Source organism: Rhodococcus sp. NPDC059234 (assembly GCF_042754225.1).
Classification (GTDB): Bacteria; Actinomycetota; Actinomycetes; order Mycobacteriales; family Mycobacteriaceae; genus Rhodococcus_G.
In genome coordinates this window covers 16055-32811 of sequence record NZ_JBHZAH010000023.1, presented here as the reverse complement: position 1 = coordinate 32811, position 16757 = coordinate 16055, and the positions used below count along the sequence as shown (strand labels likewise).

Genomic DNA, 16757 nt, shown 5'->3' with positions numbered 1-16757 from the left:
CTTAGTTACTCCCTCTTGGGATTCGGCGACCCGGGCGGTGGTTTACAAATGGAGTGATTTGTATAGACAGACAACATATGGCGAGCTATTGTCTAGTTTCCAGTGGTCCACCTCACAGGTGGTGGGCCGGCGAACGGGAGGTAGTCGTGAGCATGCGAATGGGAGCGGGGGAGCAGGCACCCGCGCAGTGGCGGGACAAGAAGCGTCACCTCTGGCTGTTGGGACTCATTCCGCCGACCGCGGTGTTCCTGGCCGCGGGCCTGGTGTGGGGATTCAACGAACTGGGCTGGACCGCCGTCTCGCCGGTGTGGTGGTGGATCGGCCCGATCCTCGTCTACCTGCTGCTCCCGATCCTGGACATCTTCTTCGGCCCGGACGGGCAGAACCCGCCCGAGGAGGTGATGGAGCAGCTCGAGAACGACAAGTACTACCGCTACTGCACCTACGTCTACATCCCGTTCCAGCTCGCGAGCCTGGTCTTCGCCTGCTACCTGTGGACCGCCGACAACCTCAGCTGGCTCGGTATCGACGGCGGCCTCGGCCTGGCCTCGAAGATCGGGCTGGCGCTGAGCATCGGTGTCATGGGCGGCATCGGCATCAACACCGCGCACGAACTCGGCCACAAGAAGGACGAGTTGGAGCGGTGGCTCTCCAAGATCACCCTCGCCCAGACCTTCTACGGCCACTTCTACATCGAGCACAATCGCGGCCACCACGTCCGGGTGTCCACCCCGGAAGACCCCGCCAGCGCGCGTTTCGGCGAGACCTTCTGGACCTTCCTGCCGCGGAGCGTCTGGGGCAGCCTGATCTCGTCGTGGAAACTCGAGAAGGCTCGCATGGAGCGGCTCGGCAAGAGCACCTGGAGCATCCACAACGACGTAATCAACGCCTGGCTGATGTCGGTGGTGCTCTTCGCGGCGCTGACCGCAGGCTTCGGCTGGGAAGTGTTGCCGTTCTTGTTGATCCAGGCCGTCTACGGGTTCTCGCTGCTCGAGACCGTGAACTACCTCGAGCACTACGGGCTGCTGCGGCAGAAGACGGCGAGCGGGCGCTACGAGCGCTGCGCCCCCGTGCACAGCTGGAACTCCGACCACATCTGCACCAACATCTTCCTGTACCACCTGCAGCGGCACAGCGACCACCACGCCAACCCGACCCGGCGCTACCAGACGCTGCGGAGCATGGACGGCGCCCCGAACCTGCCCAGCGGCTACGCCAGCATGATCACCCTGGCCTACTTCCCGCCGGTCTGGCGAAAGGTCATGGACCACCGCGTCCTCGACCACTACGACGGCGACATCACCCTCGTGAACGTGCAGCCGTCCAAGCGCGAACGGATCTATGCACGGTTCGGGGTGGCGTGATCATGGCTGCCTACCGGTGCCCGGTGTGTGGGTACGTCTACGACGAGTCGAAAGGTGCCCCGCGCGAGGGCTTCCCGGCCGGAACCGGGTGGGACTCGGTCCCCGACGACTGGTGCTGCCCGGACTGCGGAGTGCGGGAGAAGATCGATTTCGAGAGGAGCGCGTGATGAAGCTGTACCGGTGCGTGCAATGCGGTTTCGAGTACGACGAGGAGCTGGGCTGGCCCGAGGACGGCATCGCCCCCGGCACCCGCTGGGACGAGATCCCCGACGACTGGAGCTGCCCCGACTGCGGCGCGGCCAAGGCGGACTTCGAGATGGTCGAGGTCGCGCGACCGTGAACGCCGTCGTCATCGTCGGTACCGGGATCGCGGGCATCACCGCCGCGGAAACCCTGCGCGCCGAAGGATTCTCGGGAACTGTGACGGTGCTGGGTGCGGAGGACGCGCCCCCGTACCGGCGGCCCACGGTGTCGAAGGACGTGTTGCTCGGCACCAGCACCGCCGCGAAGGTCCAGCTGCGTGCTGCCGACTACTGGTCCGAGCGCGACATCGACGTCCGTACCGCCGTCGTCGCGGCGGAGGTCGACGCCCGGGGCCGAGCGGTCCGGCTGGGCACCGGGGAGCGGCTGCCGTTCGACGCGCTGCTGCTCGCCACCGGCGCGAGGGCCCGCACGCTCGACCACGACGCGGGCGTGGCGGTCCTCTCGCTGCGCTCCCTGGCCGACGTCACACCGCTGCGCACCGCGATCGACCGCGGCACCGGGGTGCTGGTGGTCGGCGCCGGACTGATCGGGTCCGAGGTCGCGGCGGCGGCCCGCGAGCTCGGTGCGGAGGTGACGATGCTCGAATCGGCGGCGGCGCCGCTGCACCGGGTGCTGCCGCCGACGGTCGGCGAGCTCTACGCACGGATGCACCGGGAACGCGGCGTCGCCCTGCACACCTCGGTCCGACTCGCCGGGCTCACCTCGGACGGCGACGGTGCGGTTCTCGCCCGCGCCGACGACGGCCGGACCTGGACCGCGGGCGCCGCACTGCTGGCGGTCGGGTCGGTGCCCGACACCCGGCTGGCGGAGGTGGCCGGCCTCACCGTCGACGACGGGATCGTCGTGGACGAGCAGTTCCGGACCTCCGCCCCCGGCATCTTCGCGGCCGGCGACGCCGCGAACCGCCGCTGCCTGTTCCGGGGTGAACGCGGCCGCACCGAGCACTGGAACTCGGCGCAGGCCCAGGGCGCGGCGGCGGCCAGGTCGATGCTCGCGTCCCTGTCCGGGAGCGTCGCGCCGGTGTGGTCCGAGGTGCCGATGTGCTGGAGTTCGCAGTACGGCCGCACTCTGCAGATCGCCGGCTGGCCGCGCGCGGACGACGCGGTCGAGGTGCACGGTGACGTCGACGCGTTCGACTTCATCGCTCTGACGCGGCGCGGCGGCCGGCTCGTCGGGGCGGTCGCCATCGGGCGGCCGAAGGAGCTGCGGGAGGCCCGTTCCCGGATCGCGCAGGACTGGGAGTTTGACGCCTCGCAGGCGTGATGCCACCCTCGCCACCATGGATCCCACGAATCGCGTTCCGTACCAGCAGGCCACCCGGACCCTGCTGCGGGACACGGTTCTCGGGGCCATGCGGGACCTGCTCGCGGTCAAGGACTGGTCCGAGGTCACCATGACCGATGTCGCGGCCGGCGCGGGGGTGAGCAGGCAGACGGTCTACAACGAGTTCAAGTCGCGGCAGGGCCTGGCCCAGGCCTACGCCCTGCAGCTGGCGGACCGCTTCGTCGGGGCGGTCGAGGACGCGATCTACGCCAACGTCGATGCGCCGCACGTGGCCCTGGTCCAGGCGTTCACCACCTTCTTCCAGCAGAGCGCCGCGGACCCGCTCGTGCACTCGCTGCTCACCGGCGAGGCCAAGCCCGACCTGCTCCGGCTGATCACGACCGACAGCGCCCCGATCCTGGAGCGGGCCTCGTCCCGGCTAGCGGAGACGCTCGAGCGCAGCTGGGTGCAGGCCTCGGCCGCGGACGCGGGCCTGCTCGGCAGGGGAATCGTCAGGCTGGCGATCAGCTACATCTCGATGCCACCGGAGTCGGATCAGGACGTGGCCGAGGATCTGGCCAGGATCTTCGTGCCGTTCATCGAGGCCATCGCCCCGGCCGCCGCGGGTGCGGCAGACGAGCGCGCGCACCCGGCCGTCAGCCCGAACCGATAGCCTTAGCTTCGATATTGCCAACCAGGAGAGGCAGATGACGACCAGCGTGTCTGAGAACAAGCTCGTGGCGGACAGCCGCAACGGTATCGACTACAAGGTGGCGGACCTTTCGCTCGCCGAGTTCGGCCGCAAGGAGATTCGCCTCGCGGAGCACGAGATGCCGGGCCTGATGGCGCTGCGTCGCGAGTACGCCGAGGTGCTGCCGCTCAAGGGCGCGCGCATCTCCGGCTCGCTGCACATGACGATCCAGACCGCGGTGCTGATCGAGACGCTGACCGCGCTCGGTGCCGAGGTCCGCTGGGCGTCGTGCAACATCTTCTCCACCCAGGACCACGCCGCGGCCGCGATCGTCGTCGGCCCGCACGGCACCCCGGAGGAGCCCAAGGGCACCCCCGTCTTCGCCTGGAAGGGCGAGACCCTCGAGGAGTACTGGTGGGCGGCCGAGCAGATGCTCACCTGGCCGAACGAGCCGGCGAACATGATCCTCGACGACGGTGGCGACGCCACCATGCTCGTGCTCAAGGGTGCGCAATTCGAGAAGGCCGGCGTCGTGCCGCCGACCGACGAGGAGCACGACTCCGACGAGTACAAGGTGTTCCTGGCCCTGCTGCGCCAGTCGCTCGAGGCCGACAAGTCCAAGTGGACGGTCGTCGCGGAGTCGGTCAAGGGCGTCACCGAGGAGACCACCACCGGCGTGCTGCGCCTGTACCAGGTCGCCGCCGCCGGTGAGCTGACGTTCCCGGCCATCAACGTCAACGACTCGGTCACCAAGAGCAAGTTCGACAACAAGTACGGCACCCGGCACTCGCTGCTCGACGGCATCAACCGCGGCACCGACGTGCTGATCGGCGGCAAGGCCGCGCTGGTGTGCGGCTACGGCGACGTCGGCAAGGGCTGCGCGGAGGCGCTGCGCGGCCAGGGTGCACGCGTCGCGGTCACCGAGATCGACCCGATCAACGCGCTGCAGGCGCTGATGGACGGTTTCGAGGTCAAGACGGTCGAGGAGGCGATCGGCTGGGCCGACATCGTCGTCACCTCGACCGGCAACAAGGACATCATCACCTTCGAGCACATGAAGCAGATGAAGCACCAGGCGATCCTGGGCAACATCGGCCACTTCGACAACGAGATCGACATGGCTGGCCTGGAGCGGGCCGCGGACGTCACCCGCGTCAACATCAAGCCGCAGGTCGACGAGTTCACCTTCGCCGACGGCCACAGCATCATCGTGCTGTCCGAGGGCCGGCTGCTGAACCTGGGCAACGCCACCGGCCACCCCTCGTTCGTGATGAGCAACAGCTTCTCGAACCAGGTCATCGCGCAGATCGAGCTGTGGACCAAGCCGGACGAGTACGACAACGAGGTCTACCGGCTGCCCAAGCACCTGGACGAGAAGGTCGCGAAGATCCACGTCGAGGCGCTCGGCGGCTCGTTGACCAAGCTGACCAAGGACCAGGCCGAGTACATCGGCGTGGACGTCGAGGGCCCCTACAAGCCCGAGCACTACCGCTACTAGCGGCTACGCCGCCCGTGCGCGATCTTCACCCCGGTCGGGGTGAAGATCGCGCACGGTGCGCGGCGCCTGTTTGAAACTTCTCTTTCACTCAGTGAAAGAAGCGCTGACTCCGGCATATGTGCCAGGTCACACTGAACGCATGTCCGCCGAGCGCCGAGCCGCCCCCGATTCCGCTGCCGACCGCAGTGTGCTCGGCCGCGCCTTTCTGCTGCTCGCGGCGTTCGACTCCGACCGCCCCGAGCTCAGCCTGTCCGACCTGAGCAGGCGAACCGGGGTGCCGCTGCCCACCGCGCACCGGCTCTGTCACCAGCTCGTGGACCTGGGTGCGCTCGAGCGCAACGCGTCCGGTCAGTTCCAGATCGGTGCCCGGCTGTGGGAGCTGGGCGCCCTCGCTCCCCGCGCACACGGACTGCGTGCGGTCGCGCTCCCGTACCTCGAGGACCTCTACGAGGCCACCCACCAGAACGTCCAGCTCGTCGTCCTCGACGGCGCCGAGGCGCTCTACGTCGAGCGGCTGTCGGGGCACAACTCGATTCAGCTCGTCGGCCGGGCGGGCGGCAGGCTGCCGCTGCACGCGTCGAGCGGCGGGCTGGTCCTGCTCGCCCACGCCGGTCCCGCGTTGCTCGACCGCGTGCTCGCCGACGGGCTCGAGCGGTTCACGTCGGACACGATCGTCACCGAGCACCGGTTGCGTGCGACCCTCACCGACATCAGGCGCACCGGGGTGGTCACCTGCCGCCGGCACGTCGACCCGCATTCGCTCGCGATCGCGTCGCCGGTCCGGCGGGGCACCGGTGAGGTGGTCGCCGCGGTCTCCGTGGTCGTCGACGCCGACGACGACCCCGCGACCCTGATACCGGCGCTGCAGACCGCGTGTCGCGGGATCTCGCGGGGGCTCGCGCTCTAGGAAATCGTCCGGCCGCACCGGGTGCGGCGTTCGCTCAATTTGGTTGAATCTGCAAGGAGTGTAGGTATGCGCACACAGGTTGGCATCGTCGGAGCCGGTCCGGCGGGACTGATGCTCTCGCATCTGCTGCACCTACGCGGCATCGAGTCGGTGGTGCTCGAGTCCCGTAGCCGCGCGGACGTCGAGGGCACCATCCGCGCCGGGGTGCTCGAACAGAACACCGTGGACCTGCTCGTCGAGACCGGTGTCGGCGACCGGGTCAAGCGAGAAGGTCACCAGCACAAGGGAATCGAACTCCGATTCGGTGGGGTCGGGCACCGGATCGACTTCGATGCGCTGACCGGTGGCCGCGCGGTCACTGTGTACCCGCAGCACGAGGTTCTCGTCGACCTGATCGAACGGCGCCTCGCCGACGGCGGCGACATCCGCTTCGGCTCGACCGTGACCGCCGTCGAGGGTGTCACCGGTGACGCACCGCTGATCCGCTTCACCGATGCCTCCGGTGCCGAGGAGACGCTGCACTGCGAGCTGGTGCTCGGCGCGGACGGGTCCAGGACCACGACCCGCGGCCTCGTTCCCGAGACCACCGTCCGCACCGACCACGCCAAGCAGTACCCGTTCGCCTGGTTCGGCATCCTCGCCGAGGCGCCGCCGTCCTCGGACGAGCTGATCTACGCCAACCACGAGAACGGATTCGCGCTGATCAGCACCCGCACGGACACCGTGCAGCGACACTACCTGCAGGTCGATCCGACGGACACCGTCGACGACTGGTCCGACGACCGGATCTGGAGCGAGCTGCACACCCGCGTCGACGGGGAGGGCGCGCAGATCAAGGACGGCCGGATCTTCTCGAAGACCGTGCTCGGGTTCCGCAGCTTCGTGTGCGAGCCGATGCAGTACGGCCGGCTCTTCCTCGCGGGCGACGCCGCGCACACCGTGCCGCCGACGGGGGCGAAGGGTCTGAACCTCGCCGTCGCCGACGTCTACGTGCTCGCCAAGGCGATGGCGCGCTACTTCGCCACCGGGGAGAAGGACCAGCTGGACGCGTACTCGGCCACCGCGTTGCCGAGAGTGTGGCGCGCACAGCACTTCTCGTGGTGGATGACGTCGATGCTGCACCGGATGCCCGGGGCGGGCGGATTCGACCACCGGCGTCAGCTCGCGGAACTGGACGTCGTCACCCGCTCGGTCGCCGGCCGGACCCTGCTTGCCGAGAACTACGTCGGCACCCCGTTGTTCTGACCGACCGTCCGCCGGAGTGCCGGGCCACCGCGCTCGGCCGGTCCGCCGGAGTGGCCGGATCGGTGCCGTCGCGTTCTCGGCCGGCCGGACCCGAAGCACCCGAGTCGACGCCGCCTAGACTGCCCGGCGTGGGCACACTCATCGCGCTGGAAGGTCTGGACGGCGCCGGGAAGCGGACGCTCGTCGACAAGCTCGTCACCGAGCTCGAGTCGTCGGGCGTCCGCATCGCCGTCCGCGCCTTTCCCCGCTACGGCAACTCGATTCACGCGGACCTCGCGGCCGAGGCGTTGAAGGGGTCGAACGGGGACCTCGCCGACTCGGTGTACGGCATGGCGTCGATGTTCGCGTTGGATCGCGGGTTCGCGGCGGACGAGCTGAGGCAGCTGCTGTCCGTCAACGACATCGTTCTCCTCGACCGGTACGTCGCGTCCAACGCGGCCTACGGCGCGGCGCGGATGCGGCAGGGCGCAGGCGGGGACTTCGTGCACTGGGTCCAGGCGCTCGAGTTCGACCGGCTGGGCGTGCCTCGTCCCGGGCTGCAACTGCTGCTCGACGTCCCGGTCGAGCTGGCCCGGGCGCGTGCCCGGTCCCGCGAGATTCAGGACGCGAGCAGGGAACTCGACGCGTTCGAGCGCGACTCCGACCTCCAGACCCGCACCGGTGAGGTGTACCGGGAACTGGCCCGAACCAGCTGGATGTCGCCGTGGAAGGTGCTGACACCGGACGAGGATGCGGCGCAACTAGCCCTCGCTCTGGCACAGTGGAAGTGAACGCGACCATCGCGACACGCCACCGGAGCGCCCGTAACGACGGGGTTCCGGGGTCCGAAGATGACACGATAGGGACATGAAGCCACGCATTCTGGTTGTCGACGACGACACGGCGCTCGCCGAGATGCTCACCATCGTGCTCCGCGGCGAGGGATTCGATCCCTACGTCGTGGGAGACGGCACGCAGGCGCTCACCGCGGTCCGTGAGATCCGTCCGGATCTGGTGCTGCTCGACCTGATGCTCCCCGGAATGAACGGCATCGACGTCTGCCGGGTGCTTCGCCAGGATTCCGGTGTGCCGATCGTGATGCTGACGGCCAAGACCGACACCGTCGACGTGGTGCTCGGGCTCGAGTCCGGGGCCGACGACTACGTGATGAAGCCGTTCAAGCCGAAGGAACTCGTCGCCCGAGTGCGCGCCCGGCTGCGCCGCACCGAGGACGAGCCCGCCGAACTGCTGTCCATCGCCGACATCGTGATCGACGTGCCGGCGCACAAGGTCACCCGCGACGGTCAGCTGATCTCGCTGACCCCGCTCGAGTTCGACCTGCTGGTGGCGCTCGCCCGCAAGCCTCGTCAGGTGTTCACCCGCGAGGTGCTGCTCGAGCAGGTGTGGGGCTATCGTCACGCCGCCGACACCCGCCTGGTCAACGTGCACGTCCAGCGACTGCGCGCCAAGGTGGAGACTGACCCGGAGAATCCCCAAGTGGTACTCACGGTCAGGGGGGTCGGCTACAAGGCCGGACCGCCGTGATCCGATCCACCCGCATGCGGCGCAAGATCAACGGGACCTTCACGCCGCTGCTGCGCCGGTTCCGGAACATGAGCCGCGCACTCGCACATCTGTGGCGCCGTTCGCTGCAGTTGCGTGTCGTCGTTTCGACGCTGTCGCTCTCGCTCGTCGTCATCACGATCCTCGGTGTGGTGCTGACCAGCCAGATCACCGATCGACTTCTCGAGGCCAAGATCAGTGCCGCCACCGAGGAGATGGACCGCGCGCGTGGCACGGTGCAGAGCGAGCTCGCCGGTTCCGACGACAGCACCTCACTGAGCACCCGCCTCGCGGGGGCCCGGGCGTCGCTGACCAATCGGACTGACGACGCCGGCCCGGCGTCGGGTGCGGCCGGGACCTTCGACTCGGTGCTGGTGGTGCGAGGCGACCCGCCGAAGGGGGACGCGAGCGCGGGCCCGATCGACCAGATCCCGCGGAACCTTCGCGACTTCGTCCACAACGGACAGGTGAGCTACCAGTTCGCCACCGTCTCGGACCCCGACGGCTACACGGGCCCGGCGCTGATCGTCGGTAGCCCGACCTCGTCGGAGGTGCCGAACCTCGAGCTCTACCTGGTCTTCCCGCTCGCGAGTGAGGACCGCAGCCTGTCGCTGATGCGCGGCACCCTGCTCATCGGCGGGGCGGTGCTGCTGGTGCTCCTCGCCGCGATCTCGGTGGTCGTCGCGCGGCAGGTGGTGCTCCCGATCCGTTCGGCCTCCCGGATCGCGGAACGCTTCGCCGAGGGCAAGCTCCGCGAACGGATGCCCGTACGCGGCGAGGACGACATGGCCAGGTTGGCGATGTCGTTCAACGACATGGCCGAGTCGCTGTCCAAGCAGATTGCCCAGCTCGAGGAGTTCGGCAACCTGCAGAAGCGGTTCACCTCGGACGTGAGCCACGAACTGCGCACCCCGCTGACCACGGTCAGGATGGCTGCCGATCTGATTCACGACGGCAGTGCGGAGCTCGATCCCGCGATGCGGCGGTCCTCGGAACTGTTGGTCGCCGAGCTGGACAGGTTCGAGACCCTGCTCGCGGACCTGCTCGAGATCAGCCGTCACGACGCGGGTGTGGCCGAACTCGCCGCGGAGAAGCTGGACCTGCGGATGAGTGCCCGCGCGGCAGTGTCGACCATCCGGCACCTGGCTCGGGAGTCGGGTACCGAGCTGATTCTGGACCTGCCCGAGGAGCCGGTGATGGCGACCGTCGATCCCCGCCGGGTGGAGCGCATCCTGCGGAACCTGCTGGCGAACGCGATCGACCACGGCGAGGGCAAGCCGGTGCTGCTGCGGCTGCGTGCGGACGAGGACGCCGCGGCGTTCATCGTCCGCGACCAGGGCATCGGTCTGCGTCCCGGCGAGGAGAAGCTGGTGTTCAACAGGTTCTGGCGGTCGGATCCGTCGCGGGTGCGACGGTCGGGCGGCACCGGTCTCGGGCTCGCGATCAGCGTGGAGGACGCGCGACTGCACGACGGCCGGCTCGACGCCTGGGGCGAGCCGGGCGAGGGGGCCTGCTTCCGGTTGACGCTGCCGCTGGTGCGCGGTCACAAGGTGACCAGCAGCCCGCTGCCGCTGCGACCGCCGAGCGTCAAGCACGTGCAGGGTCGACCGTTGCCCGGCGCGGAACGTCCGCACAGCGGGCACGCCGAGCAGAGCGAGGCGCTCGACCCGGACGAGACCAGCAGTGTGCCGATCCTGCGGGAGCGTAGGCCGTGAGGCGGCGACATGCCGTCACCGCATTCGCGCTCGGCGCCGCGGTGCTGCTGGGCGGGTGCGCGAGCGTGCCCGAGTCGTCGACCCCGCAGGCGATCGGCACCATCGCGAAGGAACCGGTGGTCACGAGTGTCCCGGCGCCGTCCCCGGGGCGCGAACCCGACCTGCTGCTGCGGGACTTCTTCGGCGCCAGCACGGACCCGGCCGGTGGGCACACGGCCGCTCGCCAGTTCCTCACCCAGCGCGCCTCGAACAGCTGGGACGACGCGGCGAGCACGACGATCGTCGACAAGGTGGACGTGCTGCCCGAGTCCCGCAACGGCGACCATGCGACGTACACGATCCGCGCCAACCGGGTCGGAGAGCTCGAACCCGGCGGTGTCTACCAGGCGGTCGAGGGCAACTTCGAGGCGAAGGTGCGACTGACCCGGGTCGACGGTCAGTGGCGGATCGACGAGTTGCCGGCGGGGGTCATCCTGGACCGTCCGCAGTTCCTCAAGACATACCAGCGCAAGTCGCTGTACTTCCTCGACCCGTCGGGCAGCACCGTCGTGCCCGACCTGCGCTGGATCACCGCGGCCCAGCAGGACATGCCCGCGCAGCTGATCGACATGCTGATCGCCGGGCCCAAGCAGTCGCTGGCGGGCGCCGTCTCCAACCCGGCCGGCAGGGTGTCGGTGAAGGGCCCGATCACCAAGGCGGACGGTCGCAGTGCCGGCGTCGGGGTCGGCTTCGGCGGCCTGCGGATCGACTTCCAGGGTGCGTCCGCGCTCGATCAGGCGACCCGGGACCAGTTGGCCGCCCAGGTGGTGTGGACGCTGGCGAATGCGGAGATCTCCGGACCGTACGTGCTGCTCGGAGACGGAAAACCGCTCGACGATCGGCTACCCAACGGCTGGACGACGGCCGACGTGTCGTCGACGAACCCGATGGCGTCCGCGGGTGCGGCGGTCGGCCTGCACGCGCTCGCCAACGGCGCTCTCGTGTCCGTCACCGACACCGGGATCGCCTCGATGCCGGGCTTCTTCGGGACCGCCGCGAACATCAAGACGGTCGCACTGTCGCGGGACGGAAGACTGGCCGCCGCGGTCACCGACACCGGCCGTTCGGCGCCCGACGCCGCGAGTGCGCTGATGGTGGGGCCGATCGAGGGCTTCGCCAGCCCGATCGCCGAGGGAGTCACGATGACCCGGCCGACCTGGTCCGTCGGGGACAACTCGGTGTGGACCGTGATGGACGGCTCGAAGGTGATCCGCGCCGCCCGGGACGCGGAATCGGGTCAGTTGGTCAACACCCCGGTGGACACCGCCGAGCTCGCCTCGCTCGGCGCGAACATCTCCGAACTCCGCCTCTCCCGCGACGGCGTGCGGGCCGCGACGATCGTGGACGGCAAGGTCTACGTGGTGACCGTGCGGCATCGTCCGGACGGCACGTACGCGCTCGGCAGCCCGCGACCCGTCGCGAACGGGCTCGGCAGCCCCGCGGTCTCGCTCGACTGGAGCAGCGGCGACTCGATCGTCGTCGCCCGGGCAGCCTCGGACATCCCGGTGGTGACGGTCGCGGTGGACGGCTCGCGGATGGACGCGCTGCCCAGCCGCAACCTGACACCGCCGGTGACGTCGGTGGACGCCTCGGCCACCACCGCGTTCGTCGCCGACACCCGCGCGGTGTTCCAGCTCAACAACAACGACCCGGCCGGGGATCGATACTGGCGTGAGGTGCCCGGGCTGACCGGCGTGAAGGCGATTCCGGTCCTGCCCGGCTGAACGGTGTCGGTGCGCTGACGCACAATGCGGGCATGGGGGTGCTGGGGGCGCTGACGGATCTGGTCCTGCCACGCGAGTGCGGCGGTTGCGCGGCGCCGGGGACCCTCTGGTGCCCACGTTGCGGTGCGGAGTTGGCGGACGGTCCGGTGCGGCTCACGCCGAGGGTCGATCCGGGGGTGCCCGCGTGGGCGGTCGGGGGTTACTCGGGAGCCCGCCGAACGGCAGTGCTCGCCGCGAAGGAACGCGGCAGGCGGGACCTGGCCCGGCCGCTGGGGGAGGCGTTCGCGCTCGCGCTGACCCGGTTGCGGGAGCGGGGCGAGATCGATCTGCCGGAGCTGGCGGTGCTGACCCTGGTGCCCGCGCCGACCCGGGCGCGTGCGGCCCGCTCGCGCGGTGGCGATCCGGTCGCGCGGGCCGTCCGCGTCGCTGCCGACGTGCTCGCGCCCGAACCGGTTCGTGTCGCACCGGTGCTGAAATATGCTCGGGGAGTGCGTGATTCAGTGGGATTGTCCGCGCGAGCCCGTGTCGAGAACGTGTCCCGGCGGATCCTGGTCGCGCCGGTGGAGGGAACCGGCCGGTCCGATTGTGTGGTGCTGATCGACGACGTGCTCACCACCGGCGCCACCGCCGCGGAGTCCGTTCGCGCGCTCGCCGGCCGGGAAGTTCGGGTCGACGCGGTGCTTGTGATCGCCGCCGCATGACGCAATCGGCGCGAATGCTGGCACTCGCGTCGAACTCGTACTAGCGTCGCCAACACAGCCGACGAAACGGGTGGGAGGTGATAGTTCCGAACCCAGGCGCCGGGCGGTCCCCTTCCCGGCGTAGCTCATCCGCCGCAAGTCATCTAGTGGCTCGGCCGTAACCGGGAGGTACGCGTGACGACCCCTTCAACAGCCTCTGTTTTCATCGAAGACGCTGCAGAAACCACCGGACAATCTGACGCCCCACGTTCCGAGATCGTGGTGAAGGGCCGCAATGTCGAGGTTCCCGATCATTTTCGGGTCTACGTAGCAGAGAAGCTCGCCCGACTCGAGCGATTCGATCCCACGATCTACCACTTCGATGTCGAACTCCAGCACGAGCGCAACCGGCGCCAGGCGAAGAACTGCCAGTGTGTGGAGATCACCGCGAGGGGCAAGGGCCCCGTTGTTCGTGCAGAGGCCTCCGCCGACAGCTTCTACGCTGCGTTCGAGAGCGTCACCGCGAAGCTCGAGAGCAGGCTCCGACGCACCAAGGATCGGCGGCGAGTGCACTACGGCGACAAGACGCCGGTATCCGTGGCCGAGGCGACCGCAGCGCTGGCCGCAGACGACTCCCTCGGTATCTCGCCCGACATCTCGCTGGAACCCGAACACGACGAGGGTCCCGGCCGGATCGTCCGGACCAAGGTCCACTCGGCTGTGCCGATGGCCGTCGACGACGCTCTCTACGAGATGGAACTGGTGGGACACGATTTCTTCCTGTTCCAGGACAAGGAGACCGATCGCCCCTCCGTCGTCTACAGGAGGCACGCATTCGACTACGGCCTGATCCGGCTGGCGTGAGCCGGAAGGTCTGAAACAAGATTGGGCCGGTCGATCCACTCGGTGAATCGACGCAACGCCTACCATGGGATCCGGCCGGGGGATAACCTCCCTCGGCCGGATCTACTGTGAATGCAGCCGGATCTACCGTGAAGTCACCTGCCCGCCGAGATTGAGGACGTTCAAGCCCGTGCCGTCGCTGTCACTGTCCAAGCTGCTCCGTGTTGGTGAAGGTCGCATGGTCAAGCGGCTCAAAAACATCGCTGAGCACGTCGATTCCATGTCGCCCGAGTACGAGGCACTGACCGACCAGCAGCTCCACGCGAAGACGGCGGAGTTCAAGGAGCGCTACGCGGGCGGCGAGTCGCTCGACGAGCTGCTGCCCGAGGCGTTCGCGGTGGCTCGCGAGGCGTCCTGGCGGGTGCTCGGTCAGAAGCACTACATCGTGCAGATCATGGGCGGTGCGGCCCTGCACTTCGGCAATGTGGCGGAGATGAAGACCGGTGAGGGCAAGACCCTGACCTGTGTCTTGCCCGCTTACCTCAACGCCATCGCCGGCGACGGCGTCCACGTGGTGACGGTCAACGACTACCTGGCCAAGCGTGACTCCGAGTGGATGGGGCGCGTGCACCGCTTCCTCGATCTCGACACCAGCGTGATTCTGTCGGGGCAGACCCCCGCCGAGCGTCGCGTCGCGTACGCCGCCGACATCACGTACGGAACGAACAACGAGTTCGGCTTCGACTACCTGCGCGACAACATGACGCACTCGCTCGAGGACCTGGTCCAGCGCGGGCACGCCTTCGCGATCGTCGACGAGGTCGACTCGATCCTCATCGACGAGGCCCGCACCCCGCTGATCATCTCGGGCCCCGCCGACGCCTCCTCGAAGTGGTACGGCGAGTTCGCGCGGATCGCACCGCTGCTCAAGCGCGACGTGCACTACGAGGTGGACATCAAGAAGCGCACGGTCGGTGTGCACGAGGCGGGCGTCGAGCTGGTCGAGGACCAGCTCGGCATCGACAACCTCTACGAGGCGGCGAACTCGCCGCTGGTGAGCTACCTGAACAACGCCGTCAAGGCCAAGGAGCTGTACCAGAAGGACAAGGACTACATCGTCCGAGACGGCGAGGTCATCATCGTCGACGAGTTCACCGGTCGCATCCTGGTCGGCAGGCGCTACAACGAGGGCATGCACCAGGCGATCGAGGCCAAGGAGCGGGTCGAGATCAAGGCCGAGAACCAGACGCTCGCCACGATCACCCTGCAGAACTACTTCCGCCTCTACGAGAAGCTCTCCGGCATGACCGGCACCGCCGAGACGGAGGCCGCCGAGCTGCACCAGACCTACGGACTCGGTGTCATCCCGATCCCGACGAACCGCCCGATGGTGCGCGTCGACCAGGGCGACCTGATCTACAAGACGGAGGAGGCGAAGTTCGACGCCGTCGTGGACGACGTCGTCGAGCGGCACGCCAAGGGCCAGCCGGTGCTGATCGGTACCACCAGCGTCGAACGCTCGGAGTACCTGTCCAAGCAGTTCACCAAGCGCGGCGTCGCGCACAACGTGCTCAACGCCAAGTTCCACGAGCAGGAGGCCACGATCGTGGCCGAGGCCGGCCGCACCGGTGCGGTCACGGTGGCCACCAACATGGCCGGTCGCGGCACCGACGTGGTGCTCGGGGGCAACCCCGACATCCTCGCCGACCTGCACCTGCGCAAGCAGGGCCTGGATCCCGTCGAGACCCCGGACGAGTACGAGGCCGCCTGGGAGCCCGCGCTCGACGAGGTCAAGACGCAGGTCAAGGCCGACGCGGAGAACGTGCGGTCGGCGGGCGGCCTGTACGTCCTCGGTACGGAGCGGCACGAGTCCCGCCGCATCGACAACCAGCTGCGCGGCCGGTCGGGCCGTCAGGGCGATCCGGGTGAGTCCCGCTTCTACCTCTCGCTCGGCGACGAGTTGATGCGGCGATTCAACGGTGCGGCGCTGGAGTCCATCATGACCCGGCTCAACCTGCCCGACGACGTGCCGATCGAAGCGAAGATGGTCTCCAAGGCGATCAAGAGTGCGCAGACGCAGGTCGAGCAGCAGAACTTCGAGATCCGCAAGAACGTCCTCAAGTACGACGAGGTGATGAACCAGCAGCGCACGGTCATCTACGCCGAGCGTCGCCAGATCCTCGCGGGCGAGGACATGGAGGGCCAGGTCGAGAAGATGATCACCGACGTGGTCACCGCCTACGTCGACGGCGCCACCGCCGAGGGCTACGTGGAGGACTGGGATCTCGACCAGCTGTGGACGGCGCTCAAGACGCTGTACCCGGTAGGGGTCACCCACCAGGAGCTGACCGGCGAGACCGCGGACGGTGAGCGCAGCGACCTGTCCCGTGACGACCTGCGCGAGGCACTGCTCGCCGACGTGCGGGCGGCCTACGCCGCCCGCGAGGAGCAGATCGACGCGATCGCCGGCGAGAACGGCATGCGCGAGCTCGAACGGCGCGTGCTGCTGTCCGTGCTGGACCGCAAGTGGCGCGAGCACCTCTACGAGATGGACTACCTCAAGGAGGGCATCGGACTGCGCGCGATGGCGCAGCGCGATCCGCTGGTGGAGTACCAGCGCGAGGGCTTCGACATGTTTGCGGCCATGCTCGAGGGCCTCAAGGAGGAGTCGGTCGGCTTCCTGTTCAACCTGCAGGTCGAGGCCGCGCCGGCGCCGGAGCAGGAGCAGTCGGGTTGGACCGCGGCCGCCGCGGCGGCCCGCACCGCTCCCGCGCCGCTGCCCACCGAGCAGGCCGCGGCGGAGGCCGAACGCAACGCCGCGCCGAGCGCGCTGCGCGCGAAGGGTCTCGACCAGAAGGACGAGACCCGGCTGACCTTCTCCGGGCCGAACGAGGACGGCAACGCCGCGGTGCGCCCCGGCGCCGCCGCGGGCGACGGTGCGGGCAGCCGACGCGAGCGCCGGTCCAAGCGCAAGCGCTGAAC

General features: G+C 68.8%; 15 protein-coding genes. All 15 read left to right on the top strand.

Going from position 1 to position 16757, the window contains the following annotated elements; all coding sequences use genetic code 11:
* The first annotated feature begins 152 nt into the window (after positions 1-152).
* The 15 genes from ACFXGJ_RS07715 (at position 153) to secA (ending at position 16755) form a co-directional block, all read left to right on the top strand.
* Positions 153-1364, top strand: a complete 1212-nt coding sequence (locus tag ACFXGJ_RS07715; RefSeq protein WP_378617784.1) for an alkane 1-monooxygenase — start codon at positions 153-155, stop codon at positions 1362-1364.
* Between the two features lie 2 nt (positions 1365-1366).
* The gene (locus ACFXGJ_RS07710; protein WP_378617759.1) at positions 1367-1531 is read left to right on the top strand and encodes a rubredoxin; all 165 of its coding nucleotides are present in this window, start codon (positions 1367-1369) and stop codon (positions 1529-1531) included.
* A complete protein-coding gene (locus ACFXGJ_RS07705; RefSeq protein ID WP_378617758.1) occupies positions 1531-1704 on the top strand; it encodes a rubredoxin in 174 nt (57 codons plus the stop codon). The genes ACFXGJ_RS07710 and ACFXGJ_RS07705 overlap by 1 nt, the downstream gene beginning before the upstream one ends.
* Positions 1701-2891 carry an NAD(P)/FAD-dependent oxidoreductase gene (locus ACFXGJ_RS07700; RefSeq protein ID WP_378617757.1) on the top strand — a complete coding sequence of 397 codons (1191 nt, stop codon included), beginning with the start codon at positions 1701-1703 and terminating at the stop codon, positions 2889-2891. Before ACFXGJ_RS07705 ends, ACFXGJ_RS07700 begins: the two co-directional genes overlap by 4 nt.
* Before the next feature lie 16 nt (positions 2892-2907).
* A complete protein-coding gene (locus ACFXGJ_RS07695) occupies positions 2908-3564 on the top strand; it encodes a TetR family transcriptional regulator (protein ID WP_378617756.1) in 657 nt (218 codons plus the stop codon).
* Positions 3565-3598: 34 nt separating this feature from the next.
* Entirely contained in the window at positions 3599-5080 is a 1482-nt protein-coding gene (gene ahcY / locus ACFXGJ_RS07690; protein ID WP_378617755.1) for an adenosylhomocysteinase, read from the top strand.
* 139 nt (positions 5081-5219) lie between these two features.
* Positions 5220-5987: an IclR family transcriptional regulator gene (locus ACFXGJ_RS07685; protein ID WP_378617754.1), complete on the top strand. Its 768-nt coding sequence runs from the start codon at positions 5220-5222 to the stop codon at positions 5985-5987.
* Positions 5988-6053: 66 nt separating this feature from the next.
* A complete protein-coding gene (locus ACFXGJ_RS07680; RefSeq protein WP_378617753.1) occupies positions 6054-7232 on the top strand; it encodes a 4-hydroxybenzoate 3-monooxygenase in 1179 nt (392 codons plus the stop codon).
* A 128-nt stretch (positions 7233-7360) separates the two neighbouring features.
* Positions 7361-8002: a dTMP kinase gene (locus ACFXGJ_RS07675; protein ID WP_378617752.1), complete on the top strand. Its 642-nt coding sequence runs from the start codon at positions 7361-7363 to the stop codon at positions 8000-8002.
* Between the two features lie 76 nt (positions 8003-8078).
* Positions 8079-8756 (top strand): MtrAB system response regulator MtrA, encoded by a 678-nt coding sequence (mtrA, locus tag ACFXGJ_RS07670; RefSeq protein WP_378422510.1) that lies wholly within the window; start codon positions 8079-8081, stop codon positions 8754-8756.
* 14 nt (positions 8757-8770) lie between these two features.
* Positions 8771-10489, top strand: a complete 1719-nt coding sequence (gene mtrB / locus ACFXGJ_RS07665) for an MtrAB system histidine kinase MtrB (protein WP_378617783.1) — start codon at positions 8771-8773, stop codon at positions 10487-10489.
* On the top strand, positions 10486-12252 hold the full coding sequence (gene lpqB, locus ACFXGJ_RS07660) for an MtrAB system accessory lipoprotein LpqB (protein ID WP_378617751.1): 1767 nt from the start codon (positions 10486-10488) through the stop codon (positions 12250-12252). The genes mtrB and lpqB overlap by 4 nt, the downstream gene beginning before the upstream one ends.
* Before the next feature lie 32 nt (positions 12253-12284).
* On the top strand, positions 12285-12953 hold the full coding sequence (locus ACFXGJ_RS07655) for a ComF family protein (RefSeq protein ID WP_378617750.1): 669 nt from the start codon (positions 12285-12287) through the stop codon (positions 12951-12953).
* Between the two features lie 174 nt (positions 12954-13127).
* Positions 13128-13796 carry a ribosome hibernation-promoting factor, HPF/YfiA family gene (hpf, locus tag ACFXGJ_RS07650; RefSeq protein ID WP_378617749.1) on the top strand — a complete coding sequence of 223 codons (669 nt, stop codon included), beginning with the start codon at positions 13128-13130 and terminating at the stop codon, positions 13794-13796.
* 169 nt (positions 13797-13965) lie between these two features.
* Entirely contained in the window at positions 13966-16755 is a 2790-nt protein-coding gene (gene secA / locus ACFXGJ_RS07645) for a preprotein translocase subunit SecA (RefSeq protein ID WP_378617748.1), read from the top strand.
* Positions 16756-16757: the final 2 nt, after the last annotated feature.